26 protein-coding genes and 1 tRNA gene are annotated in these 24,789 nt (G+C 51.4%); 13 read left to right on the forward strand and 14 right to left on the reverse strand.

Translation table 11 applies throughout. The features are described from left to right. Positions 1-45 precede the first annotated feature (45 nt). The 3 genes from C1192_RS07310 to etk are packed head-to-tail and all read left to right on the forward strand — an operon-like array spanning position 46 to position 3,819. A complete protein-coding gene (locus C1192_RS07310) occupies positions 46-1,185 on the forward strand; it encodes a polysaccharide export protein (protein ID WP_038355274.1) in 1,140 nt (379 codons plus the stop codon). Next, on the forward strand, positions 1,173-1,619 hold the full coding sequence (gene etp / locus C1192_RS07315) for a protein-tyrosine-phosphatase Etp (RefSeq protein WP_038355275.1): 447 nt from the start codon (positions 1,173-1,175) through the stop codon (positions 1,617-1,619). Before C1192_RS07310 ends, etp begins: the two co-directional genes overlap by 13 nt. Positions 1,620-1,638: 19 nt before the next feature. Then, positions 1,639-3,819 carry a tyrosine-protein kinase gene (gene etk, locus C1192_RS07320; RefSeq protein WP_038355276.1) on the forward strand — a complete coding sequence of 727 codons (2,181 nt, stop codon included), beginning with the start codon at positions 1,639-1,641 and terminating at the stop codon, positions 3,817-3,819. Positions 3,820-3,860: 41 nt separating this feature from the next. Here etk and C1192_RS07325 read toward each other — a convergent pair whose 3' ends face one another. The 10 genes from C1192_RS07325 to hyaA form a co-directional block, all read right to left on the reverse strand. Continuing rightward, positions 3,861-5,159 carry an AppA family phytase/histidine-type acid phosphatase gene (locus C1192_RS07325; protein WP_052463042.1) on the reverse strand — a complete coding sequence of 433 codons (1,299 nt, stop codon included), beginning with the start codon at positions 5,157-5,159 and terminating at the stop codon, positions 3,861-3,863. Between the two features lie 87 nt (positions 5,160-5,246). Continuing rightward, positions 5,247-5,339: a cytochrome bd-II oxidase subunit CbdX gene (cbdX, locus tag C1192_RS07330; RefSeq protein ID WP_000270307.1), complete on the reverse strand. Its 93-nt coding sequence runs from the start codon at positions 5,337-5,339 to the stop codon at positions 5,247-5,249. A gap of 13 nt (positions 5,340-5,352) precedes the next feature. After that, on the reverse strand, positions 5,353-6,489 hold the full coding sequence (gene appB, locus C1192_RS07335; RefSeq protein WP_016261889.1) for a cytochrome d ubiquinol oxidase subunit II: 1,137 nt from the start codon (positions 6,487-6,489) through the stop codon (positions 5,353-5,355). Between the two features lie 11 nt (positions 6,490-6,500). After that, positions 6,501-8,045: a cytochrome bd-II oxidase subunit 1 gene (gene appC / locus C1192_RS07340; protein ID WP_038355278.1), complete on the reverse strand. Its 1,545-nt coding sequence runs from the start codon at positions 8,043-8,045 to the stop codon at positions 6,501-6,503. A gap of 134 nt (positions 8,046-8,179) precedes the next feature. Continuing rightward, on the reverse strand, positions 8,180-9,037 hold the full coding sequence (locus C1192_RS07345) for a hydrogenase expression/formation protein (RefSeq protein ID WP_000004881.1): 858 nt from the start codon (positions 9,035-9,037) through the stop codon (positions 8,180-8,182). Beyond that, on the reverse strand, positions 9,034-9,432 hold the full coding sequence (gene hyaE / locus C1192_RS07350; RefSeq protein ID WP_001516141.1) for a hydrogenase-1 operon protein HyaE: 399 nt from the start codon (positions 9,430-9,432) through the stop codon (positions 9,034-9,036). Before hyaE ends, C1192_RS07345 begins: the two co-directional genes overlap by 4 nt. After that, a complete protein-coding gene (gene hyaD, locus C1192_RS07355; protein ID WP_038355279.1) occupies positions 9,429-10,016 on the reverse strand; it encodes a hydrogenase 1 maturation protease in 588 nt (195 codons plus the stop codon). Before hyaD ends, hyaE begins: the two co-directional genes overlap by 4 nt. After that, positions 10,013-10,723, reverse strand: a complete 711-nt coding sequence (gene hyaC, locus C1192_RS07360) for a Ni/Fe-hydrogenase b-type cytochrome subunit (protein WP_001156752.1) — start codon at positions 10,721-10,723, stop codon at positions 10,013-10,015. Before hyaC ends, hyaD begins: the two co-directional genes overlap by 4 nt. An 18-nt stretch (positions 10,724-10,741) precedes the next feature. Next, positions 10,742-12,535, reverse strand: a complete 1,794-nt coding sequence (gene hyaB / locus C1192_RS07365; RefSeq protein ID WP_038355280.1) for a Ni/Fe-hydrogenase large subunit — start codon at positions 12,533-12,535, stop codon at positions 10,742-10,744. Further along, positions 12,532-13,650, reverse strand: a complete 1,119-nt coding sequence (gene hyaA, locus C1192_RS07370; protein ID WP_038355281.1) for a hydrogenase 1 small subunit — start codon at positions 13,648-13,650, stop codon at positions 12,532-12,534. The genes hyaB and hyaA overlap by 4 nt, the downstream gene beginning before the upstream one ends. Positions 13,651-13,851: 201 nt before the next feature. Between hyaA and C1192_RS07375 the strand changes: the two genes are divergently transcribed. From C1192_RS07375 to tusE, 4 genes are all read left to right on the forward strand, one after another. After that, positions 13,852-14,076 carry a hypothetical protein gene (locus C1192_RS07375; RefSeq protein WP_133115753.1) on the forward strand — a complete coding sequence of 75 codons (225 nt, stop codon included), beginning with the start codon at positions 13,852-13,854 and terminating at the stop codon, positions 14,074-14,076. Next, positions 14,055-14,142, forward strand: a tRNA-Ser gene (locus C1192_RS07380). Before C1192_RS07375 ends, C1192_RS07380 begins: the two co-directional genes overlap by 22 nt. Before the next feature lie 207 nt (positions 14,143-14,349). After that, on the forward strand, positions 14,350-15,009 hold the full coding sequence (gene yccA, locus C1192_RS07385) for an FtsH protease modulator YccA (protein ID WP_000375136.1): 660 nt from the start codon (positions 14,350-14,352) through the stop codon (positions 15,007-15,009). 91 nt (positions 15,010-15,100) lie between these two features. After that, positions 15,101-15,430, forward strand: a complete 330-nt coding sequence (tusE, locus tag C1192_RS07390) for a sulfurtransferase TusE (RefSeq protein ID WP_010376933.1) — start codon at positions 15,101-15,103, stop codon at positions 15,428-15,430. On the opposite strand, the gene yccX is transcribed toward tusE, so the two are convergent. Next, positions 15,427-15,705 carry an acylphosphatase gene (yccX, locus tag C1192_RS07395; RefSeq protein ID WP_001516138.1) on the reverse strand — a complete coding sequence of 93 codons (279 nt, stop codon included), beginning with the start codon at positions 15,703-15,705 and terminating at the stop codon, positions 15,427-15,429. The two genes, tusE and yccX, sit on opposite strands and share 4 nt — an antisense overlap. Positions 15,706-15,799: 94 nt before the next feature. On the opposite strand from yccX, the gene rlmI reads away from it, so the two are divergent. Together rlmI and hspQ are read left to right on the forward strand one after the other, a co-directional pair. Next, on the forward strand, positions 15,800-16,990 hold the full coding sequence (gene rlmI / locus C1192_RS07400; protein WP_000116311.1) for a 23S rRNA (cytosine(1962)-C(5))-methyltransferase RlmI: 1,191 nt from the start codon (positions 15,800-15,802) through the stop codon (positions 16,988-16,990). A gap of 57 nt (positions 16,991-17,047) precedes the next feature. Continuing rightward, positions 17,048-17,365 carry a heat shock protein HspQ gene (gene hspQ, locus C1192_RS07405; RefSeq protein WP_001295356.1) on the forward strand — a complete coding sequence of 106 codons (318 nt, stop codon included), beginning with the start codon at positions 17,048-17,050 and terminating at the stop codon, positions 17,363-17,365. Between the two features lie 44 nt (positions 17,366-17,409). On the opposite strand, the gene C1192_RS07410 is transcribed toward hspQ, so the two are convergent. Continuing rightward, positions 17,410-17,823: a CoA-binding protein gene (locus C1192_RS07410; RefSeq protein WP_001516136.1), complete on the reverse strand. Its 414-nt coding sequence runs from the start codon at positions 17,821-17,823 to the stop codon at positions 17,410-17,412. Positions 17,824-17,995: 172 nt separating this feature from the next. Between C1192_RS07410 and C1192_RS07415 the strand changes: the two genes are divergently transcribed. Both C1192_RS07415 and mgsA read left to right on the forward strand, forming a co-directional pair. Continuing rightward, complete coding sequence (locus C1192_RS07415; RefSeq protein ID WP_000847778.1) at positions 17,996-18,658, forward strand: DUF2057 family protein; 663 nt, start codon at positions 17,996-17,998, stop codon at positions 18,656-18,658. A gap of 95 nt (positions 18,659-18,753) precedes the next feature. Continuing rightward, on the forward strand, positions 18,754-19,212 hold the full coding sequence (mgsA, locus tag C1192_RS07420) for a methylglyoxal synthase (RefSeq protein WP_001516135.1): 459 nt from the start codon (positions 18,754-18,756) through the stop codon (positions 19,210-19,212). Positions 19,213-19,243: 31 nt separating this feature from the next. Here the strand turns inward: mgsA and helD are convergent, their stop codons facing one another. Beyond that, entirely contained in the window at positions 19,244-21,298 is a 2,055-nt protein-coding gene (gene helD / locus C1192_RS07425; RefSeq protein ID WP_001516134.1) for a DNA helicase IV, read from the reverse strand. Positions 21,299-21,420: 122 nt separating this feature from the next. On the opposite strand from helD, the gene C1192_RS07430 reads away from it, so the two are divergent. Next, positions 21,421-21,867: a YccF domain-containing protein gene (locus tag C1192_RS07430; RefSeq protein ID WP_001261229.1), complete on the forward strand. Its 447-nt coding sequence runs from the start codon at positions 21,421-21,423 to the stop codon at positions 21,865-21,867. 9 nt (positions 21,868-21,876) lie between these two features. Then, positions 21,877-24,039, forward strand: a complete 2,163-nt coding sequence (gene yccS, locus C1192_RS07435; protein WP_000875016.1) for a YccS family putative transporter — start codon at positions 21,877-21,879, stop codon at positions 24,037-24,039. On the opposite strand, the gene sxy is transcribed toward yccS, so the two are convergent. Beyond that, entirely contained in the window at positions 24,002-24,631 is a 630-nt protein-coding gene (gene sxy / locus C1192_RS07440; protein WP_000839163.1) for a CRP-S regulon transcriptional coactivator Sxy, read from the reverse strand. The two genes, yccS and sxy, sit on opposite strands and share 38 nt — an antisense overlap. Between the last annotated feature and the right edge of the window lie 158 nt (positions 24,632-24,789).

Below are 24,789 nucleotides of genomic sequence, written 5' to 3' on the forward strand. Positions count from 1 at the left end.
CCTGGCGCGATTCATAACGTTACATTGACTGATAAATATAACCCAATGAAAAATAACATTTTTAAGTTTTCGGTACTGACATTGGCTGTTCTGTCTTTGACAGCATGTACCCTTGTTCCTGGTCAGAATTTATCGACCAGTAATAAGGATGTCATCGAGTTACCTGACAATCAGTATGACCTGGACAAAATGGTCAATATCTATCCTGTCACACCTGGGTTGATTGAGCAGCTACGCGCAAAGCCGATTATGTCGCAGGCTAACCCGGAGCTGGAGCAACAAATCGCAAACTATGAATATCGCATCGGCATTGGCGATGTGCTGATGGTTACGGTCTGGGATCACCCGGAACTGACCACTCCCGCGGGGCAATACCGTAGCGCCAGTGATACGGGTAACTGGGTTAACGCCGATGGCGCGATTTTCTATCCCTATATTGGTCGCCTGAAAGTGGCTGGAAAAACCCTCACCCAGGTACGCGATGAAATTACCGCGCGCCTGGATGCAGTTATTGAAAGCCCGCAGGTCGATGTCAGCGTCGCAGCGTTCCGTTCGCAAAAAGCATACGTTACCGGCGAAGTGAGTAAATCTGGCCAGCAACCGATTACCAATATCCCACTAACCATTATGGATGCGATTAACGCCGCGGGCGGTCTGACCGCAGATGCTGACTGGCGCAACGTGGTACTCACCCAGAATGGCGTGAAGACCAAAGTGAACCTCTATGCGCTGATGCAGCGTGGCGACTTGCGTCAGAACAAACTGCTGCACCCGGGCGATATTTTATTCATTCCGCGCAACGATGACCTGAAAGTCTTCGTGATGGGCGAAGTGGGTAAACAGAGCACGCTGAAAATGGACCGCAGCGGTATGACGCTGGCGGAAGCCTTAGGCAACGCCGAAGGTATGAATCAGGATGTCGCCGATGCGACGGGGATTTTTGTTATTCGTGCAACGCAGAACAAGCAGAATGGCAAAATCGCCAATATTTATCAGCTGAATGCGAAGGACGCATCAGCAATGATACTCGGAACGGAATTCCAGCTTGAACCTTACGACATTGTTTATGTCACTACTGCACCGCTGGCTCGTTGGAACCGTGTGATTTCTCTGCTGGTACCGACGATTTCCGGGGTGCATGACCTGACAGAGACTTCACGGTGGATTCAAACATGGCCCAACTAAAATTTAACTCTATCCTGGTGGTTTGTACTGGCAACATTTGCCGTTCGCCCATTGGCGAGCGCTTGCTGCGTAAACGTCTGCCAGGAGTAAAAGTCAAATCAGCAGGTGTTCATGGTCTGGTAAAACACCCTGCAGATGCAACAGCGGCAGATGTTGCTGCTAATCATGGCGTGTCGCTTGAAGGTCACGCCGCCCGTCAGCTCACCGCTGATATGGCACGAAATTACGATCTGATTCTGGCAATGGAATCAGAACATATTGCTCAGGTTACCGCGATAGCTCCCGAAGTCCGTGGGAAGACGATGTTATTTGGGCAATGGCTGGAGCAAAAAGAGATCCCCGATCCTTATCGCAAAAGCCAGAACGCATTTGAACATGTTTACGGCATGTTGGAGCGCGCCAGTCATGAATGGGCGAAGCGTCTCAGCCGGTAATTTGAGTTTATAAAATACGATGACAACTAAAAATATGAATACGTCGCCAGGTAGCACTCAGGAAAATGAGATCGATCTGCTTCGTCTGGTCGGCGAGTTATGGGATCACCGTAAGTTTATTATCAGTGTGACCGTGTTGTTCACGCTGGTAGCTGTCGCCGACTCACTATTAAGCACGCCGATTTATCAGGCGGATACGCTGATTCAGGTTGAGCAGAAACAAGGCAACGCCATTCTCAGCGGCCTGAGCGATATGATCCCTAACTCATCGCCGGAGTCAGCGCCGGAGATCCAACTGCTGCAATCGCGCATGATTCTTGGCAAAACCATTGCTGAACTGAATCTGCGTAATATTGTTGAGCAGAAGTATTTTCCGATTGTTGGTCGCGGCTGGGCGAGATTAACCAAAGAAAACCCCGGTGAACTGGCGATTAGCTGGATGCATATTCCGCAACTGAATGGTCAGGATCAGCAACTGACGCTGACTGTTGGGGAAAACGGCCACTATACGCTGGAAGGTGAAGGGTTTACCGTCAACGGTATGGTCGGTCAGCGTCTGGAAAAAAATGGCGTTGCGTTGACTATCGCGGACATTAAGGCCGAACCTGGAACGCAGTTTATCCTGAGCCAGCGTACCGAACTGGAAGCGATTAACGCGTTGCAGGAAACCTTTACCGTTAGCGAACGCAGTAAAGAAAGCGGGATGCTGGAGCTCACCATGACCGGCGACGATCCCCAGTTGATTACCCGTATTCTGAACAGCATTGCAAACAACTATTTGCAACAGAATATCGCTCGCCAGGCGGCGCAGGATTCACAAAGCCTTGAATTCTTACAGCGCCAACTGCCTGAAGTGCGCAGCGAGCTGGACCAGGCGGAAGAAAAACTCAACGTCTATCGCCAGCAACGCGATTCGGTTGACCTTAACCTGGAAGCCAAAGCCGTTCTTGAGCAGATTGTTAACGTTGATAATCAACTCAATGAGCTGACCTTCCGCGAGGCAGAGATCTCCCAACTGTATAAGAAAGATCACCCGACCTATCGTGCGTTGCTGGAAAAACGCCAGACGCTGGAGCAAGAACGTAAACGCCTGAATAAGCGGGTATCGGCAATGCCTTCCACCCAGCAGGAAGTATTGCGTTTAAGCCGTGACGTAGAAGCGGGCCGTGCAGTATATCTGCAATTGCTTAACCGCCAGCAAGAGTTGAATATTTCGAAATCCAGTGCGATTGGTAACGTGCGGATTATCGACCCGGCAGTCACTCAGCCGCAGCCAGTGAAACCGAAAAAAGCGTTAAATGTGGTGCTTGGGTTTATTCTCGGCCTGTTTATTTCGGTGGGTGCCGTGCTGGCGCGCGCGATGTTGCGTCGTGGTGTAGAAGCGCCGGAACAGCTAGAAGAACACGGAATCAGCGTTTATGCCACTGTCCCGATGTCAGAATGGCTGGATAAGCGTACCCGTTTGCGCAAGAAAAGTTTATTTTCTAATCAGCAGCGCCACCGTACTAAAAATATCCCCTTCCTGGCAGTGGATAACCCGGCGGATTCTGCTGTAGAAGCGGTTCGTGCACTACGTACCAGCCTGCACTTCGCTATGATGGAGACTGAGAATAACATTCTTATGATCACCGGTGCGACGCCAGACAGTGGTAAAACATTTGTCAGCTCTACCCTGGCGGCGGTGATCGCCCAGTCCGATCAAAAAGTGTTATTCATTGATGCCGACTTACGCCGTGGTTATTCGCATAACCTGTTTACCGTGGGTAACGAACATGGCTTGTCAGAATATCTGGCAGGTAAGGATGAGATCGGCAACGTGATTCAGCATTTTGGTAAAGGTGGATTTGACGTGATTACCCATGGTCAGGTGCCACCTAATCCATCAGAACTGCTAATGCGTGATCGGATGCGTCAATTACTGGAATGGGCGAACAACCATTACGATCTGGTGATTGTCGATACGCCACCGATGCTTGCAGTGAGTGATGCCGCGGTAGTGGGACGCTATGTCGGCACCAGCCTGCTAGTCGCCCGTTTTAGTTTGAACACTGCCAAAGAGGTGAGCTTGTCAATGCAACGTCTGGAACAGGCGGGCGTCAATATTAAAGGCGCTATCCTCAACGGTGTGGTTAAACGCGCAAGTACCGCTTACAGTTATGGCTATAACTATTACGGTTATAGTTACTCAGAGAAAGAGTAAAACTGAGGGCATTCAGATAACTGAATGCCCTTTTTTATGCACTATAAACTGCAGGCCGGAATACGCGCTTCATTCACGATTTGCGTAAAATCCGCCAGTGAACACATGCCCTGCGCGTTTCTTTCTTCACACTCGGCCAACGTCAACTTCACTTCCCCTGGCGGCGTATCAAGCGACAGACGGGCTTTATCACGCATCTGCTGCAAGGTCTGGAATACCAGCGAAACCTGAATCCACTGACTGTTATCACTTAGCCGCCGCCAGCGTTCAAATACCAGTTCACCTCCCGGCGGGGTGTTATCCGGTTGGCCCGGCAGCGTCCAGTTAAGTCCCAGTGCCCCACCTAAATTCGCCAGGTTAGTATCATGCCCGGCAATAAACAGCAGCGAAGTCGGTAGCGTAACACCATAGCTCTGCCTTTGCGGATTATGTGGCGTCAGCGCCGTCAGGAGCAAATCCAACAAGGGCGTGGCACGGCTACGGGCCACTTCTGGGGTACGTTGCAGCAGATAAAACTGCGCATTATGCAGACTCAGCAAGGTGTTCCACTGGTGTGAATCAGTAATTCGTCCCCAACCAGGCTCCGGCATTCCCTGTGCCTGCTGCAGGAGAAATATCTCCGTCAGCATTGATGCCAGACTCACCGCACCGGTTAATGAAACGTTATCGGTACTTACTTTCAGTTCAGACGGCAATACTTGCGTCAATGAACAACTTTCGTCTTGTTTCTCTCGTTTGAGGCACAGACTTGATTGCGTGAAATTAAGCACCCGCTCCAGTTCGTGAAATGCCGTTTGCCGATGATCAGTAAAGTTAGTGATCGAGCCGCCTGCCCTGTTAAGAATAGCTTCAGTCACGTTCGCTTTATCCAGTTGGCAGACACCGGTTTTCAGCGGGTTAAATAGCGGATCGGGACTGGCGGTGTCTGACCGGGTATGTACGGTTATTGCACAATTGGGAGCCAGCCCGGCGGCAAAGGCTTCGCCTGTTTTACGGGTGCGTTCGTCGACATCAGCAATAATCGCCACCTGACCTGGTTTCGGACAGCCATTTTTTGCCAGCAAACCGTCAGTCACCAGACGCTGGCGTTGGTAATGTCCGAGATAAGAGATCAGCTCACCGCCTCGTGGTGTCAGCCAACCCAGTTTCACCGGCCAACCTGGCCATGTGTCTGGAGTAATTTCCTGCATGAGTTGCGTAGATTTAGTGGGGGCACGCACGCCATGACGGCTGACAATCACCACACTCTCCAATTTCAGTTCCGGCTCACTCTGAGCGTATGCAGGTAGTGGTGTTAACGGAAGCAGAAGAGAAAAAAAGGGGAGCAATATCGCTTTCATCGCCAGGTTTCCGTTTTTCATGTTTCGCATTATTGCCGGATACGACGCTGACGCGTCTTATCCGGCCTATGTTCGTTGTGCGTCAAATCAACCTTTTAGACGCGGTTCCAGCCACACCAACACCACGGTGGAGAGTGAACACATCAACAAAATGCCGACGAACCACAATAAATACCACATTGTTCATCCCTCCTTAGTACAGCTCATGATCGTGATGGCGGAGAGTTTCAGTTGTCATACGCCCCCACATTTTGTAGTAGCTCCACACAGTGTAGAGCAACACAATAGGCAAAAATATCAGCACAATTACTAACATAATGCTCAACGTCAGTTGACTGGAGGTGCTATCCCACAGCGTCAGGCTGGAGATCGGGCTGATGTTCGAAGGCATAACAAATGGAAACAGCGTGATGCCTGCCGTGAAAATCACGCCAAATTGCATCAATGACGCCAGCAGAAATCCCCAACCGGGGCGACCACGATAAATCGCCATCACCGTCAGCAACGGGCAGAAGAAACCCAGCAGCGGGAAGATCCACAATACCGGCGATTCAACAAAATTATTCATCCAGGCACCAGGCAATACCGCAACCAGTTTCATTAACGGATTGGATGGACCGTTAACATCCTGAGCGAGCAATACGAAGCCATCAATACCAACCCACAGCCAGTACCCCGCCAGCAAAAAGCAGAGCATCACCAGCAGAGCCGCGCGTTTGGTCGCCAGTTGCGAACGCAGGTGAATAGCACCGACTGTTTTTAGTTGCAGCCAGACGCCCCCCTGCAAAATCACCATTCCAAGACTGAGCAAACCGCACAGTAGTGGGAATGGCGTCAGTAATTGCCAGAAGCTACCGAGGTACTCCACGCGTAATTGCGGCGTGAAAGCAAACGGCACGCCGAGTAACAAATTGCCAAACGCGATACCGAAGACGACCGGCGGTATCAGACTACCGATGACCAGCCCGGCATCCCACATTTTACGCCAGCGTGCATCCGCGATTTTTCCGCGATAATCAAAGGCCAGCGGGCGGAAGAACAGCGAGCACAGCACCAGGATCATCGCCACATAAAATCCAGAAAACGCAGCGGCGTAAACTCTGGGCCAGGCGGCAAATAATGCCCCTCCCGCGAGGATTAACCAGACCTGGTTGCCTTCCCAGTGTGCGCCAACACTGTTAATCACTATCCGGCGTTCATCATCATCACGCGCCACCAGCGGCAGCAGGCAACCGATCCCCATGTCAAATCCGTCGGAGATCATAAAGACCACCAGAATCACGCCAATCAGTAGCCACCAGATGAAGCGCAATGTTTCATAATCAAACATGATTCTCTCCTTTACCCCTGCTGCTGCGTCGGTTGTTCACTCTGCATCGCGCTTGGCCCCAGACGGGCATATTTCTGCATCAGGTAGACTTCAGCGATTAAGAACAGGGTGTAAAGCCCTACTATCATGATCAGTGAAAAAGCCAGTTGTCCTGTGGTTAAGGCAGAGTGCGCGGAGTATGTTGGCAAAATGTCCTGAATCGCCCACGGCTGACGGCCAAACTCGGTCATAAACCACCCTGCTTCAATGGCAATCCACGGCAGCGGTAAACTCCAGAGCATCATTTTCAGCACCCAACGATGCTGGTCGATTTTGCCGCGCAGCGTCTGAACGAGCGCAATCAGCATTACCAGTAACAACAGCGAACCGCAGCCCACCATGATGCGGAAACTCCAGAACACCGGCGCAACTTGTGGAATAGCACCGCGCATAGCCGCCTGATACTGCGCAGGTGTGACATGATTCATATCCGGCGCATAGCGGGAGAGCAACATGCCATAACCGAGATCGTTTTCCAGCTCATGAAATGCTTGCAGTACATGCGGCTCGCGGTTGCCTTGCGAAATCTCCTGCATCAGCAGCCAGGCCATACGCCCGCGTTGCAATCGTGGATAAGTTTCAGCCATCAAATTTTTCAACCCTGGTACAGGCTTATCTAATGAGTGAGTGGCGAGGATCCCTAACAGCGCAGGGATTTTGATGGCAAAAGCGTTACGCTCTTGATCCTGTTCCGGCCAGGCAATGAGATGGAACGGCGCAGGTGCCGGTTCGGTTTGCCACTCCCCTTCCATTGCCGCCAGTTTTACCGGCTGAACGCGTGCGACTTCATAGGCAGAACTGTCTCCAAGTTGCAGCGCGCCGATTATCGCCAGTGTGCCAAAGACCGAACCGATAGCAAACGAACGTAAAGCGACATCACGCTCCCGTCCGCGCAGTAAGTACCAGGCGCTGATCGCCATAATGAACATCGCCCCGGTCACATAACCTGCCATCACCGTATGGACAAATTTCACCTGGCTGACAGGGTTAAAGACCAGATCGCTGAAACTGGTCATCTCCATACGCAAGGTGTCGATATCGAAATGCGCGCCGGTCGGAAACTGCATCCACCCATTGGCATTCAAAATCCACAATGCGGAGATATTGGAACCAAATGCCACCAGCCAGGTGACCAGCAGGTGCTGGTATTTATTCAGCCGTTGCCAGCCAAAGAAGAACAGACCGACAAAGGTGGATTCGAGGAAGAAGGCCATTAATGCTTCCATCGCCAGCGGTGCGCCAAAAATGTCGCCCACATAGTTGGAATAGAATGACCAGTTAGTACCAAACTGAAACTCCATGGTGAGACCAGTAGCCACGCCGAGAGCGAAGTTGATACCGAAGAGCTTACCCCAGAAGCGCGTCATATCGCGGTAGACTGTTTTGCCGGTGACCACGTAAATGGTTTCCATGATAGCCAGCAAAAAAATCAGCCCCAGGGTAAGGGGCACGAACAAAAAGTGGTATAGCGCGGTCAGTGCAAACTGCCAGCGCGACAAATCAATAACATCCCACATGCGAACTCCTGTAGGCGAAGAGAGGGAAATAACCCTTTAATAGTAGATCTCCCTTTTTATCCTTACAGTTTGTAGGTGGTTGTATTCGCTGATTGCGATATTCATAGGACTGAAAGCGATATTTGCCGCCATTTTCACTGTTGCGCGCTTTCTATAAGCCACTGACACACCTCGCCCAACCGCTGCGCGGAGTCCGCCAAATCTTCCGGCGCTGCCAGCACAACTTCCGGTATCGGGCAGATTTCATAACTCTCAAGTAATGGGCCTTTTAACGTATCCATACAGCGTAAATGCCAGACATGTCGCAAACCGGTGGCGTTGATATAGCTCTCGCCATAGCCAATAGTGCGAATCTGGATATTACCCGGCCCGCACAGCCGCGAGAGAAATAACCTGTCAGCCTCGCTGACAGGCAACTGCGTCAGGTTAATACTATGTGGCTGCGCCTCAGGATTACGCACATGCGCCAGCAATTCATGAGCCAGCGGCAGTCCGTTCATCAGACCATCAATGGGCGGTGGTAGCAGCGAATCTGTCGGCAGCGTATTATGCGTTGCCGCCTGCCATAACGGCAGCGGCGCGCAGCCTGTCTCCAGCCGGTCTTCCAGCAATAGCTCACCGCTACGCCTGCGTACTCGCCACAATCCGCAGAAGATCGCCTCCTGAATTTCACTTTCACTGCCGTCAATATGTTGGATGCGCACTGACACTTCCCCTTCTCCGAGAAGCGTATTGATAAAGTGGCGATCATCAGCATTGAGATTTAACAGATCGACGGCCAGCACCTCGCCTAATGGCGGTACGCGTTGCGTTAGTTGATGCTGTAGATCGTTTAACAGCGTAATCACCCGTGGACTATGAGCACACTGCTCCAGTGCCGCCATGCTCGGTTCATCATTCACCTGACAGGTAATTGGCAGCGGATTCATGCTGAAACTGTCATCATCAGGTTGCGTTCCTGGCCCCAGCAGATGGAAAAAAGTCTCACTCATGAATCACACTCCTGTTTTGATTCGACAAGGCCGCGCATCAGGTTTATCAGCTCTGCCCACGGGTGAATGCCATTCAATACGCCGCGATAATGACCATCAGTAAACACTAATGTGGCTGGAAAACGAAAAACACTAAATCTGTCTCCGATGGCTTCACTTTGCTCAAGATCGGCAATTGCCACTTGCCATGCATAATCTGGAAACTCACGCAGTAGCTCTGCGACCATCACCGGATTATCACTGACTTCAGGAGTACGTTTCGGATCGCTGCTTAACAGCACCACACTATCCGGCGCTTGCATAAGCCACTGATCGAGACGAGGCTCAGTGATCGGCGTCCAGCCACGCGCCAGCATACGTTGCCACAACGCACTAAAAGGTGAGTCGTTAATCATCCCTGCTCCTCCAGCGTCATCCGATACTGACGCAAGCGAACACCTTCGTAATTTTCCATCGACAGACAGTCATAATTGAGACAACGCGATTCCTCCGCCCGTTGTGGCACAACTCCCCACGCCGACAGTTGCACCAGCGCCGCCTGTTCCGCTGCAGGCAGTTGCTCCCGCGCAGGCTCGCTAAGGCTACCGCCGTAGTCGTCGAGCATTGCCGGTTGTAACCCGACGAGGGCAATATGTGTTGGCAGATGTCCGCGGATATCTGCCAGCGCTAATACTTCGGAGAAACTGTTCTGGTGCAGGCTCATTTTCTTCGCACTGAGATATGCCGGAATGCGCTCTCCGGCATATGTTCGTAGTGTTCCGGGTTCCAGCCCGTAATCAATAGCATCGAGAATCAACAGATGGCTGGCGTTTTCAACATACCCCAGCAGGTTCAGCCCCTGAGTACCACCATCGACAATCTCCACGTTTTCGGGCCAGTGATAATGGGCATACAGCCGTTCCGCCACCCGCACACCGAAACCTTCATCGGCCCACAGCAGGTTGCCCAACCCCATTACCACTACACGTTGCTCGCTCATGAACGCTCCTTGTCGCTGCTCATCTTTCCAAATTTGTGGCTACGGTAGCCGTTCACCATCGTGGAGATCACCGTGTCGTCGGACATGATGTCTTCACGCAGCGCCATATAAACATGACCAATCACAAATGCGCCAATCAACCACATGCCCAGCCGATGCCAGCTATGAATGTCCAGCGAGTTGCCGCCCGTCCAGTAGAAAAATTCCACTACATAACGAAACGGCGCAAAAATGGCGTACTGGCTGTGTTCGCTATACAGCGCAAAACCGGTGACGATCATAAAAACAGACATCAGGAAATAGCCGAACATCGCAGCCTGCGCGATGGGGTTATGGCCAATGTCAGCGCTCGGGCGTTTTGCCAGAAACAGATACCAGCGGATTTCGTACCACACGCCCAGCCACCAGCTTTTGCGCCATACCGGCACGATGAAAAGCTCGCGTGAGTAGCGATTGCCGACAAACGCCCAGTAGATCCGCATCAGCAAGACGACGGTAAAAATCATCCCGGCGCTGAAGTGTATTAGCCTGATGTAGCCCATATAGAACAGATACGTCGCCTCACCACTGACTGAAGGCAGCGGCTTGCCGATAAAGTAGCCGGTGACCATCAATACCGCCATGCACAGCACCGTCAGCCAGTGCCATATCCGCACGGGCGCTTCAAAGACATAGTGGCTGATAACGTTGTCGCTTTTCTCTTGCATGATGATTCTCCTTCGCTGTTAGCGCACCTGCACGGAGATCAGTTCGCTACCGTCGTCGCCCAGCACATGCGTTGAACAGGCGAGGCACGGGTCGAAGCTGTGCAGGGTACGCAGGATCTCCAGCGGTTGCTCGGGGATCGCCATTTTGGTGTTCATCAGTGCGGCTTCATAAGCACCAATTTGCCCTTTGGGATCGCGCGGGCTGGCGTTCCAGGTGGTCGGCACCACACACTGGTAGAGATCAATTTTGCCATCGCGAATAGCGGCCCAGTGGCCTAAAGCCCCACGCGGTGCTTCAGTAAAGCCGACGCCACGGCACACTTTCGGCCAGGTCGCAGGCTCCCATTTTTCGGTGGAGGCGGTGGCAAGATTGCCGTTTTTCAGGTTGGTCATTAACTTGTTGAAAAAGTACTGTAACTTACTTGCAGCCCACTGAGCTTCATGGGCGCGGCACAGAATGCGGCCTAACGTCGACTGGATGCCAGAAAGCGGCAGGTTCAGCGCCGACATCATCCGATCAACCGACTCAACGGTCGCAGCATCGCCTTTGTGGTAAGCGATTAACGTGCGAGCCAGCGGCCCTACTTCCATCGCGTGACCGCGCCAGCGTGGCGCTTTGATCCACGAGTAGCGATCCTGTTCATTCAGTTGCTGAATGTTTGTATCGCTGCCTTTAACGTCGCCGGGGTTGTACCACGGGTCGGTGATACCATCGAACGGATGACGCCCGACCTGATCGTCGGGATAACGATACCAGGCGTGATCGACAAATTCCTGCACCTGCTGCGGATCAACTAAATCCACTGGCAGTACGTTTTTGAAATCGCCATTGATCACCGCACCGCCAGGCATCAGCAGACTTTTCTCGCCAAAGTCGTTAGCGATATCCGGGAACGCACCGTAGCTGAGGACGCATTTATCAGAAAGGCCAGTGCCGATGTCACTCCACGGCTTGTTGAACTGGCCGATGGCTAAGGCGTCGGGGATCATCACGTTATTAATGAAGTCCGCCGTGCGGGTAATGATCGACTGCACCAGGTTCAGGCGTTCCATATTAACCGCCCCGACCGCACCGCTTTCGTCGATATTTATGGCACAAGGCATCCCGCCGACAATCCAGTTGGGATGCGGGTTTTTACCGCCAAAGACCGCGTGGATTTTGACGATCTCACGCTGGAAATCGAGAGCTTCGAGATAGTGAGCAAAGCCCATCAGGTTGGCTTCTGGTGGCAGTTTGTACTGCGGGTGCCCCCAGTAGCCGTTGCGGAAGATCCCTAACTGCCCGCCTTCGACAAATTTCTTCAGTCGATTTTGCACATCAAAGAAGTAACCTGGAGAAGATTTCGGCCACGAGGAGAGGCTTTGCGCCAGTTCGGAAGTTTTACGCGGGTCGGCTTGCAGCGCGTTAAGTACGTCGATCCAGTCCATTCCGGCGAGCTGATAAAAGTGCACCAGATGGTCGTGGCACCAGAGCGTCGCCAGCATAATGTTGCGAATGATATTGGCGTTATCCGGCACTTTGATGCCAATAGCATCTTCAATGGCGTAAACCGAAGCCAGGGCGTGTACGCCGGTGCAGACGCCGCAGATACGTTCAACGAACGCCCACGCATCACGCGGATCACGGCCTTGCAAAATGATCTCCAGCCCGCGAAACATCGTGCCGCAGGAGACAGCATTGGTGATCACATTCTGATCGTTAATATTCACTTCACAGCGCATATGACCTTCGATACGCGTGATCGGGTCGACCACCAGGCGACGTCCGGCATTATTGATGGTGTATCCCTGAGTTTCGTACTGAGTGCTCATGCCTGTTTATCCTTGTTGCCTGGCTGTTGTTCGGTCTCTGCTGGTTGCTGGTTATGACGTCTGCGCTGGTCAATCGCGCTGGCGACTGCATGTACGCCAACAGCCGCAGCCACGACGCCAAGCGCGGTTAAGCCCACGGTATCAGCGGTAGAGTGCGTTCCCATCTGCGGAATATCGACCACGCGGCTGTAGAATGAGCCGCGATCCCAGAAACCATTTTCAGAACAGCCCAGGCAACCGTGACCGGACTGGATCGGGAAGGAGACGCCATCATTCCAACGGGTTGAGGAGCAGGCGTTATAGGTGGTTGGCCCTTTACACCCCATTTTGTACAGGCAGTAACCTTTGCGAGCGGCGTCATCGTCCCAACTCTGGACAAACTCACCAGCGTCAAAGTGGGCGCGGCGATAGCATTTATCGTGGATACGTTGACCGTAGAACATCAGTGGACGCCCCATTCTGTCGACATCTGGCAGGCGATCAAACGTCACCATATAAGTAATGATGGCGCTCATCACATCCGGGATCGGCGGGCAACCAGGGACTTTAATGATTGGTTTGTCGGTAATGACTTTATCGATAGGCGTTGCCTGCGTCGGATTGGGGCGAGCGGCTTGTACGCAGCCCCAGGATGCGCAGGTTCCCCAGGCAATAATTGCGCTGGCCCCCGCGGCGGCACGTTTGAGTTTCTCAATAAACGGCCGACCGCTGCTGATACAAAACATCCCCTGCTCGCCCAGCGGCGGGTTACCTTCTACTGCAAGGATATATTTGCCGTTGTATTGCGTGATGATATCTTCAAAGACTTCCTCCGCCTGAGTACCAGCGGCAGCCATTAAGGTATCGTCGTAGTCGAGAGAAATAAGGGAAAGAATGACATCCTTCGCCAGCGGATGAGCAGAACGGATAAAAGATTCGGTGCAGCAGGTACATTCCAGACCGTGGATCCACACTACCGGAATGCGCGGTTTATTCTCCAGCGCCCAGGCAATCTTCGGTGCCATCCCCGCGCCTAATCCCAGCGAGGTGGCAGCCAGACTGCAATATTTAAGAAAACTCCGCCGGGTAACCCCCTGACGTCGCATAGCCTGGTAAAAGGTTTCCTCATTATTCATATCGCACGTCTCTTCTCCTTGCGACACCGACTGAAGTGCCGGGCGCTTTTGGTCGGCAAGCGACGTCCCTGTAGCAAGGTAAACTATCGCTTCACGAGAGAGATAGAAAACGAAAGCTCATCCTTCTGCACTGGCGCACGTCGCCAGAAAGTATTGTTAATAAAGCGTAGTGAACGTTTTGCACAAAACAATACAAAGTGTATGGATTTATCTTTTAGCGATAAAAATGGATCTTATTTTCCTAAAAGCCTGGCGCAGGAAGATTACGAGTGGTTTTTATGGCGACGAAACACCCAAATTGCTGTTATTTCACGCAAACAACACCATTTTGGCTGTTTTTCAGGCAAACAAACAAATTGGGGGTTTACACGACGCATCGGGATGTTTATAGTTCGCGTCATTCCGGAAGTGTGGCCGAGCGGTTGAAGGCACCGGTCTTGAAAACCGGCGACCCGAAAGGGTTCCAGAGTTCGAATCTCTGCGCTTCCGCCAAATAAGATAAGGGGTTAGCTAAATGCTAACCCCTTTTTCTTTTACCTGTCAAAATCACCATGCCGTTATACCATTCCCAATGGTTAAACTCGTCTTTGCTAAATCTGTTCCAGATCAAATGCGTAAAGATGGGTAAAACCTCTGGGTAGCTTTCGGCAATATCATTATGCTGCTTTATTAATTACACCTGTCATAGAGAGTGACTCCATGGATCGTATAGTTAGTTCTTCACATGACCGTACATCACTACTTAGCACCCATAAGGTGCTGCGTAATACCTATTTTCTGCTGAGCCTGACGCTGGCCTTTTCGGCAATTACCGCGACTGCCAGTACGGTTCTGATGCTGCCATCTCCGGGCCTGATTCTGACGTTGGTAGGGATGTATGGTCTGATGTTCCTGACCTATAAAACTGCCAACAAACCAACCGGGATTATCTCCGCGTTCGCCTTTACCGGTTTTCTCGGTTATATCCTCGGCCCGATTCTGAACACTTACCTGTCTGCCGGAATGGGCGACGTAATCGCTATGGCGCTGGGCGGCACAGCATTAGTGTTCTTCTGCTGCTCTGCGTATGTGCTTACCACCCGCAAAGACATGTCTTTCCTCGGCGGTATGCTGATGGCCGGTATTGTGGTGGTGTTGATTGGAATGGTAGCGAATATCTTCCTGCAACTGCCTGCCCTGCATCTGGCAATCAGTGCGGTATTTATTCTGATCTCCTCTGGCGCGATTCTGTTTGAAACCAGCAACATCATTCATGGCGGTGAAACGAACTACATTCGTGCCACGGTGAGTCTGTATGTGTCGCTGTACAACATCTTCGTGAGCCTGTTGAGCATTCTTGGCTTCGCCAGCCGCGATTAATCTCGCCCGATACCACTTACAGAGCCTCGCTTTATGCGGGGCTTTGTTTTTTGCTACACTGCAGCCAGTCTGACTAAGGTAGTAAATGAATATGTTGATCTTCGAAGGTAAAGAGATAGAGACCGATACCGAAGGCTATCTCAAAGAGAGTAGCCTGTGGAGCGAACCTCTGGCAGCCGTGATTGCCGAAAAGGAAGGGATTACGCTGTCGCCTGAACACTGGGAAGTAGTGCGCTTTGTGCGTGACTTCTACCTGGAATTTAATACGTCTCCGGCGATTCGTATGCTGGTAAAAGCGATGGCGAATAAGTTTGGCGAAGAAAAAGGTAACAGCCGCTATCTGTACCGACTGTTCCCGAAAGGCCCGGCAAAGCAAGCCACCAAAATTGCCGGCCTGCCGAAACCCGTGAAATGCATTTAACGGATACGAAAATCCGTTAATTCGCCAGAAGGATGATGCGGTTCGCTAATCACCCGTTCCACGCGGGCTGAACGCGGACCGCCGCTCTTTAACCACTGCATTAATTTTTCCACCTGCCCTTCATCACCACAGGCAACCACTTCCACGCTGCCATCATCAAGATTTTTTGCGTAGCCGGTTAACCCTAGCCTTTTCGCTTCGTACTGAGTGGTATAACGAAACCCTACCCCCTGAACTCGCCCATAAACCCAGGCAATTATGCATACTTTCGACATCACCGCTCTCCTTATCCTTAATGGACGCGTTGCAAATCCATGGAAAACTCCGGACAATGACGCCCATTTCTTTGCATCGACAGAATAGTAAATTATGAGTGTACGTTTAGTGTTAGCCAAAGGGCGCGAAAAATCATTACTTCGTCGCCATCCGTGGGTCTTTTCCGGTGCCGTCGCACGTATGGAAGGTAAAGCCAGCCTCGGTGAAACCATCGATATTGTTGATCATCAGGGAAAATGGTTAGCACGCGGCGCTTATTCGCCAGCGTCGCAAATCCGCGCTCGTGTCTGGACGTTTGATCCGTCAGAATCCATCGACATTGCCTTTTTCACCCGCCGCTTACAACAGGCGCAAAAGTGGCGCGACTGGCTGGCGAAAAAAGATGGTCTCGATAGCTATCGTTTAATCGCCGGTGAGTCTGACGGCCTGCCGGGTATTACTATTGATCGTTTCGGCAATTTTCTGGTGCTGCAACTGCTGAGTGCAGGCGCGGAGTATCAGCGCGCAGCATTAATCAGCGCCCTACAAACGCTCTATCCGGAATGCGCGATTTACGATCGTAGCGACGTGGCAGTACGTAAAAAAGAGGGGATGGAGCTGACCCAGGGGCCAGTAACCGGCGAGCTGCCACCTGCCCTGCTGCCTATTGAAGAACATGGCATGAAGCTACTGGTGGACATTCAACACGGGCACAAAACGGGCTACTACCTGGACCAGCGTGACAGTCGCCTGGCAACACGCCGCTATGTAGAAAATAAACGCGTGCTGAACTGCTTCTCTTATACCGGTGGATTCGCAGTATCGGCATTGATGGGCGGTTGTAGCCAGGTGGTCAGTGTCGATACTTCACAGGAAGCACTGGATATCGCACGGAAAAACGTTGAGCTAAACAAACTCGATTTGAGCAAAGCTGAGTTTGTGCGCGATGACGTCTTTAAATTACTGCGCACCTACCGCGATCGCGGTGAAAAATTTGACGTTATCGTGATGGACCCGCCGAAGTTTGTTGAGAACAAAAGTCAGCTAATGGGCGCGTGCCGCGGCTATAAAGACATCAACATGCTGGCAATTCAGTTATTGAATGAGGGCGGTGTTCTTCTGACTTTCTCCTGCTCTGGCCTGATGACCAGCGATTTATTTCAGAAAATCATCGCTGATGCCGCAATTGATGCCGGTCGTGATATACAATTTATAGAGCAGTTCCGTCAGGCAGCCGATCATCCGGTGATCGCTACCTACCCGGAAGGGCTATATCTGAAAGGGTTTGCCTGTCGCGTCATGTAACTTGAAATGTGGAATTCTGTCCTTATATCAAAGGTGAAGATTTCCCGGGAGGTGACTATGATTGCCAGCAAATTCGGTATCGGCCAGCAGGTCCGCCATTCCCTGTTAGGTTATCTCGGAGTGGTCGTGGATATCGACCCGGTTTATTCGCTCTCTGAACCGTCACCTGATGAGCTGGCGGTGAACGATGAGCTTCGCGCCGCTCCGTGGTATCACGTGGTGATGGAGGATGACAACGGCCTACCGGTTCATACCTACCTGGCTGAAGCCCAGCTAAGTAGCGAATTGCAGGATGAACATCCAGAGCAGCCGTCAATGGATGAGCTGGCGCAGACGATCCGCAAGCAACTCCAGGCACCGCGTCTGCGTAACTAATCCCCATAAAATCCCCGGAAGGTTTTTGCCTTCCGGGGATTTTTTTATTTAGCCAGCCCCAGACGAGGGATCTCAATGGCCGGGCAACGATCCATTACCACATTTAACCCAGCTTCCCGCGCCAGTACCGCAGCTTGCTCATTAATCACCCCTAGCTGCATCCATAAGGTTTTCGCACCGATGGCGATAGCTTCCTGTGCTACATCCCACGCAGCTTCTGAATTACGGAAGACATCTACCATATCTACTTTTTCCGGAACTTCCGCCAGCGTACCGTAACCCTGCTGGCCCAGCAGCGTTTTACCGGCGACTTTTGGTGAGACAGGAATGACGTGATAGCCCTGATCAAGCAGATATTTCATTACGCGATAACTTGGACGGTCAGGTTTATCACTTGCCCCTACCAGCGCAATGGTGTGAGTGGACGTTAAAATGGCTGCAATATCGGTTTCTTTCATCATTTCCTCCAGACTATTTACCAAAGTGTACGACAATACCGACATACCAACCATGCAGCTAATGCGAATGTATGAGAGCAAAAGATGGAAATATGTCTATATGTTAGTAAGTATGATTAAAGAAAAATTTTGATACATTATTATTCGGGCGGTCATTAGACAGGAGCTATCTATGAAAACCGGCATTTTGACCACCTTGATTGTATTATGTTTGCCGGTGACCGTTTTTGCCACCACGCTGCGGCTGTCCAGCGACGTTGACCTTCTGGTGCTCGACGGCAAGAAAGTTTCCAGTTCTCTGCTGCGCGGCGCGGACAGCATTGAACTGGATAACGGCCCGCATCAATTAGTGTTTCGCGTCGAGAAAACCATCAACCTTTCTGGTAATGAAGAACGTCTGTATATCTCCCCACCTCTGGTCGTCAGTTTTAATACCCAACTTATCAGCCAGGTTAATTTTCGCCTGCCCCGTCTGGAGAATGAACGGGAAGCGACCCATTTTGATGCCACTCCGCGCCTTGAATTGTTAGATGGCGATGCGACGCCGATCCCGGTAAAGCTGGATATTCTGGCGATTACCTCAACCGCAAAAACGATTGATTATGAAGGAGAGGTTGAACGCTATAACAAATCTGCGAAGCGCGCCTCGCTTCCGCAATTTGCCACCATGATGGCAGATGACAGCACACTGCTTTCTGGCGTTTCCGAACTGGATGCGATTCCACCGCAATCTCAGGTGCTCACTGAACAACGGCTGAAGTATTGGTTTAAGCTGGCTGATCCACAAACGCGAAATACCTTCCTGCAATGGGCGGAAAAACAACCATCTTCCTGATATTTTTGTGCCTGCGCGCAGGCTTTTTCGGTCTTTATCTTGCAGCGGTAAGTGCTTACAGTAATCTGTAGGAAAGCTAACTACGGATGTAAATTATGGAACTGACGACTCGCACTTTACCTGCGCGGAAACATATTGCGCTGGTGGCACACGATCACTGCAAACAAACGCTGATGAGCTGGGTGGGGCGGCATCAACCGCTTCTGGAGCAGCACGAGCTTTATGCAACGGGCACCACGGGTAACTTAATTTCCCGCGCAACAGGAATGAACGTTAATGCCATGCTAAGTGGCCCAATGGGCGGTGACCAGCAGGTCGGCGCATTAATTTCTGAAGGGAAAATTGATGTGCTGATTTTCTTCTGGGACCCGTTAAACGCCGTGCCGCACGATCCCGATGTGAAAGCATTGCTACGTCTGGCGACAGTGTGGAACATTCCGGTCGCTACCAACGTAGCAACGGCAGATTTCATCATCCAGTCGCCGCATTTCAACGACGCCGTGGATATTCTGATCCCGGATTATCAGCGTTATCTCGCGGAACGCCTGAAATAATATTGCACAGGTGGCAAATGCCACCTGTTTCTTACGGTTTTCTCGCCACCGGAACATCCAGTTTTTTCAGGACTTCGACAAAGGGAGAAGGATTCTCTTTGTTGAACAATGCCCATACCCGATACCTTGCACGAGTCAGCGCAACGTACATTAACCGCCGTTCTTCGGCGTCAGGGAAATCTTCCACTGGCGGCAATAGCGCCTCTTCCATAATCGACTCACGCGCCGCAGCCGGGAAGCCATCACTCCCCTCCTGCAAACCAACAATGATGACGTAATCCGCCTGTTGCCCTTTGCTGGCATGAATCGTCATAAAGTCAATTTGCAACTTCGGCCAGCGCGTCGCCGCTTTTTCCAGACTGACGGGTTTCAAATGATGGTAACGCGCCAGCACCAGAATGCGCTCTTCCGGTTTGGCATAACCAGACAGTTTATCCAGCAAAGCATCAAGCTGGCTCTCTTCCAGCAGAGTAACGGCTTTTTTGTCGCCATTGGTTAAACTGTTTAGCGGCTTTTTCAGTTGACTGGGGTTTTGCTGGATAAAGCGATTCGCCACCTCCCCGATACGGCTGTTGAAACGATAAGTAGTATCTAAATCACAGCGATCGCCTTCACCGAAGTTTTCATGGAAAGCCGTGGTGAGCGACATTTGCGCCCCGCTGAAGCGGTAAATGGCCTGCCAATCATCGCCAACGGCGAACAACGTCGTCTGACTGTTTTGCTTGCGTAATGCCGCTAACAAAGCGGCGCGCTGCGGTGAGATATCCTGAAACTCATCGACCAGAATATGTTTCCACGGGCTGATAAAGCGGCCTTTCTCAAGGATTACAATGGCCTGATGAATCAAACCGGAAAAATCAACGGCATTTTCCGCCTTCAGTGCGCTTTTCCACGCCTTCAACAAGGGAGCCATCAACTTGATGCGTTTACTGAACAAGTCACGAATTTCCTCGGGCGCGCTGGCAATCATTTCAGCCTGTGCACCACCGTGCATCCGCATCAGGTTTACCCAGCGATCGAGGCGAGATGCGAGACGACGCTGCAATTTTTCATCATCCCAGAAGTTACCTTCTGGCACTGACCACTGCATTTCTTCCGTCAGCCATTGCCGCCAGCCCTTCGCCTGCGCTTTCTTCTCGCTGCATTGCTTGCGCCACTCAGCAATAAAGAGTTCATGACGGGCAGTAGTATCATTTTCCAGGTTGCTGACTGTCGGTACTTTTTTGCTACCTTGCTGAATAATATGCAGCGCCAGTGAATGAAACGTGCGTGCGGTAATGTCTTCAGTATGGAGCCGTTCGCGAATACGCTCATCCATCTCTTCAGCCGCTTTTCGGCCAAACGCCAGCAATAAGATTTGCTCAGGAGACGCTTCGCCGCGCGCCAGCAACCAGCCGGCTCGCGCTACCAGCACGGACGTTTTTCCGCTTCCTGCGCCAGCAAGTACTAATAACGAATGCTCGCCATTGACAACTGCACGAGCCTGCGCCGGATTAAGTGGTGAAGACTCAACCTGACGGAAAAAATCCGCATACTTATTGAGCATGATTTCGGTGTACGCCTGATTATGCTGCAACCGACTGCCTTCAATATCTTTCAGCCAGGCCTGACATTTGTGCCACGCTTCACGACAGTTATCGAATTCGTCTAGCCGGTTGACCGGCAACGGTAACGCCGACAAAGCCTGGCGAATTTGTTGCTGTACGCCAGAAGTTTGCTCCCGCGTCAGCCATTTATTGTCGCCGGTGCGCGTGGCAATCAAATCGAGTTGCTGCTGTAAGACGCCGGCCGCAATTTCGCTCATCTCCTCGCTCCACCGCCGCCAGTGAGCATCAAGATGATGGTGAAAACGCTGTGTCTCAGCCCATTCGGTGCCGTGCAGACGCACTACTTTTTCATCAGGCAACACAAATTCCAGCTCGCCCCACACCAGACCGCGCTTACAGTGAATCGCCAGTAATTGATTGAAAGGAATGAGATATTCGTGACGATCGCCGGAAACTTTTATCCCGGCATTGAGGATCACCGCCCGATCGTAAGGGTGCTGTGCCAGACGCTTGCCAAGAGTTGTCGCTTTCAGTTCCATGTCTCTGTAGATCCACACGATGTTATTTCTTATCAGTGTAACCGTCAGAGAAAACGTGCTCCAGCCCAAAAAAACGTTACAATTGCCGCCCATTACTGAAAACCACAGTAAAGCGAGGTTTTATGCGTACCGTTTTGAACATTCTGAACTTTGTCCTGGGCGGATTCGCCACTACCCTGGCCTGGTTGTTAGCGACCCTTGTCAGTATTGTGCTGATTTTTACCTTACCGCTGACTCGTTCCTGCTGGGAAATCACTAAACTTTCGTTGTTGCCCTACGGCAATGAAGCTATTCATGTCGATGAACTGAATCCGGCGGGTAAAAATGTGTTGCTCAACACGGGCGGCACCGTACTGAATATTTTCTGGCTGATTTTCTTCGGCTGGTGGTTATGCTTAATGCATATTGCTTCTGGTATTGCGCAATGCCTCACCATCATCGGTATTCCTGTCGGCATTGCGAACTTTAAAATTGCCGCTATTGCACTGTGGCCGGTAGGTCGCCGCGTAGTTTCTGTGGAAACAGCTCAAGCTGCGCGTGAAGCGAATGCGCGCCGCCGTTTCGAATAATCTAATTTTATGGCCTTTATGCTAAGCCCTTTGCTCAAACGCTATACCTGGAACAGCGCCTGGCTGTATTACGCCCGCATTTTTATCGCACTTTGCGGTACTACTGCGTTTCCGTGGTGGCTGGGTGATGTAAAACTGACGATTCCGCTGACACTCGGAATGGTTGCGGCGGCATTGACCGATCTCGATGACCGGCTGGCGGGACGTCTGCGTAACCTCATCATTACGCTGTTCTGCTTTTTTATCGCTTCGGCCTCGGTAGAACTGTTGTTCCCGTGGCCCTGGTTGTTTGCCATTGGCTTAACGCTCTCCACCAGCGGCTTCATTTTGCTCGGCGGACTGGGGCAACGCTACGCGACTATCGCTTTTGGCGCGTTGTTGATAGCCATTTACACCATGCTGGGAACATCTCTGTATGAGCACTGGTATCAACAGCCTATGTATCTGCTTGCAGGAGCCGTCTGGTACAACATCCTGACGCTTATCGGCCATCTGCTGTTCCCTGTCCGCCCATTGCAGGACAATCTGGCGCGTTGCTATGAACAACTGGCACGTTATCTGGAACTGAAATCACGCATGTTCGATCCCGATATAGAAGACGAAAGCCAGGCGCCGCTCTACGAACTGGCTCTCGCCAACGGGCAACTAATGGCGACGCTGAACCAGACGAAGCTCTCATTGCTGACTCGCTTACGCGGCGATCGTGGTCAACGGGGAACGCGTCGCACATTACATTACTACTTTGTGGCGCAAGATATCCACGAGCGTGCCAGCTCTTCTCATATTCAATATCAAACGTTGCGGGAACATTTTCGCCACAGCGACGTGCTGTTCCGTTTCCAGCGGCTGATGTCAATGCAGGGACAAGCTTGCCAGCAACTGTCACGCTGTATTTTGCTGCGTCAGCCTTACCAACACGACCCGCATTTTGAACGCGCCTTCACTCACATTGACGCAGCGCTTGAGCGAATGCGCGATAACGGTGCGCCGATTGATTTGCTAAAAACGTTGGGATTTCTGCTGACAAACTTACGCGCCATTGATGCTCAACTGGCGACGATTGAATCAGAGCAAGCTCAGGCGATGCCGCATAACGATACTGAAAGCCAACTTGCCGACGACAGCCCACACGGATTAAGTGATATCTGGCTGCGCCTTAGCCGTAACTTTACGCCGGAATCCGCCCTCTTCCGCCACGCGGTAAGGATGTCACTGGTGTTGTGCGTCGGCTACGCCATCATTCAGATAACCGGGATGCATCACGGTTACTGGATCTTGCTGACCAGCCTGTTTGTTTGCCAGCCAAACTATAACGCCACGCGCCACCGCCTGAAATTAAGGATTATTGGTACGTTGGTGGGTATTGCGATTGGTATTCCAGTGCTGTGGTTTGTTCCATCACTGGAAGGGCAATTGGTGCTCCTGGTCATTACCGGCGTGCTCTTTTTCGCCTTCCGTAACGTGCAATACGCTCATGCAACGATGTTCATTACGCTGTTGGTGCTGCTGTGCTTCAATCTGCTGGGTGAGGGTTTTGAAGTGGCGCTGCCACGCGTAATCGATACGCTAATCGGGTGTGCCATAGCATGGGCAGCGGTAAGTTACATCTGGCCAGACTGGCGTTTCCGCAATCTGCCCAGGATGCTTGAACGCGCGACCGAGGCCAACTGCCGCTATCTCGATGCCATTCTCGAGCAATATCATCAGGGACGTGATAACCGTCTGGCGTATCGTATTGCCCGCCGCGATGCCCACAACCGCGATGCAGAGCTGGCTTCAGTAGTGTCGAATATGTCCAGCGAACCGAACGTTACACCGCAAATTCGCGAAGACGCGTTCCGGTTACTGTGTCTCAACCATACATTCACCAGCTACATCTCAGCCCTCGGCGCACACCGTGAGCAGTTAACTAATCCTGAAATTCTGGCGTTTCTTGATGATGCTGTTTGCTACGTTGATGACGCGCTACATCATCAACCTGCCGATGAAGAACGCGTCAATCAGGCATTAGCAGGCCTGAAACAACGGATGCAGCAACTTGAGCCGCGAGCAGACAGCAAGGAGCCTCTAGTTGTACAACAAATCGGGTTATTGATTGCATTACTGCCAGAAATTGGCCGCCTGCAGCACAGGATTACTCAAGTTCCGCAGGAAAATCCTGCTTTGGCGTAATAGAATCAGCCCATTCAGCAAGCTCCTGGCGGCGTGCCACCGGGAGCGCTGCTTCATGAATACCGATAATTGCGCCTTCAAGCATAAACAAGATCTTTTCTGTCACCAGACTATTTTGCTGCCGCAGCCGCAACCAACACATTTTCGCCCCAAGTATACGTAACGCCCGTACATCCTTAATCCCCACTTCCCCGAGAATAGCTTCCAGATGAAAAGACATATTGGGCAAATCTTTCAGTCTTTCCCGGGTATTACGTGTAGTTTTCTCTTTAAGCGCTGCGTCGAGAGAATATTTTGACAGACGTACCAGCTTCAGTTGATTTCGCCATAAACTTTCATCAACCCGATAGTAATTGAGAGTAACGAACCGTCCACACTTTTTATATGTCAGCCAGACTGGCGGATGTTTTACACAGTATTGTGCGCTTTGCTCACAAGCCCGAAGATACAACTCACCATCAGAAACTACCGCAAATACCGTGTCGTCAACGGTCAGACTGTAACTACCAAACAATGATCGGTATTCAATTGTGCCCAACGTTGCCAGGTATTTCTGTGACTTATAGATCCGCTTATAGGAGAGGCTTTTCATAAAATTCCTTTTAAAATCATAATATAAAAGAATGATTCACATTAACGGATCCGTTAAATACGAAAATAGGCAACTTATTCTCAAGGGGCAAGATTAATTTATGTTTTCCAGCCACCAACGACAATATTTGCGAGGCACTTTCCGAAAATAGGGTTGAT

Origin of the sequence: Escherichia marmotae (assembly GCF_002900365.1) — a bacterium.
GTDB lineage: Bacteria > Pseudomonadota > Gammaproteobacteria > Enterobacterales > Enterobacteriaceae > Escherichia > Escherichia marmotae.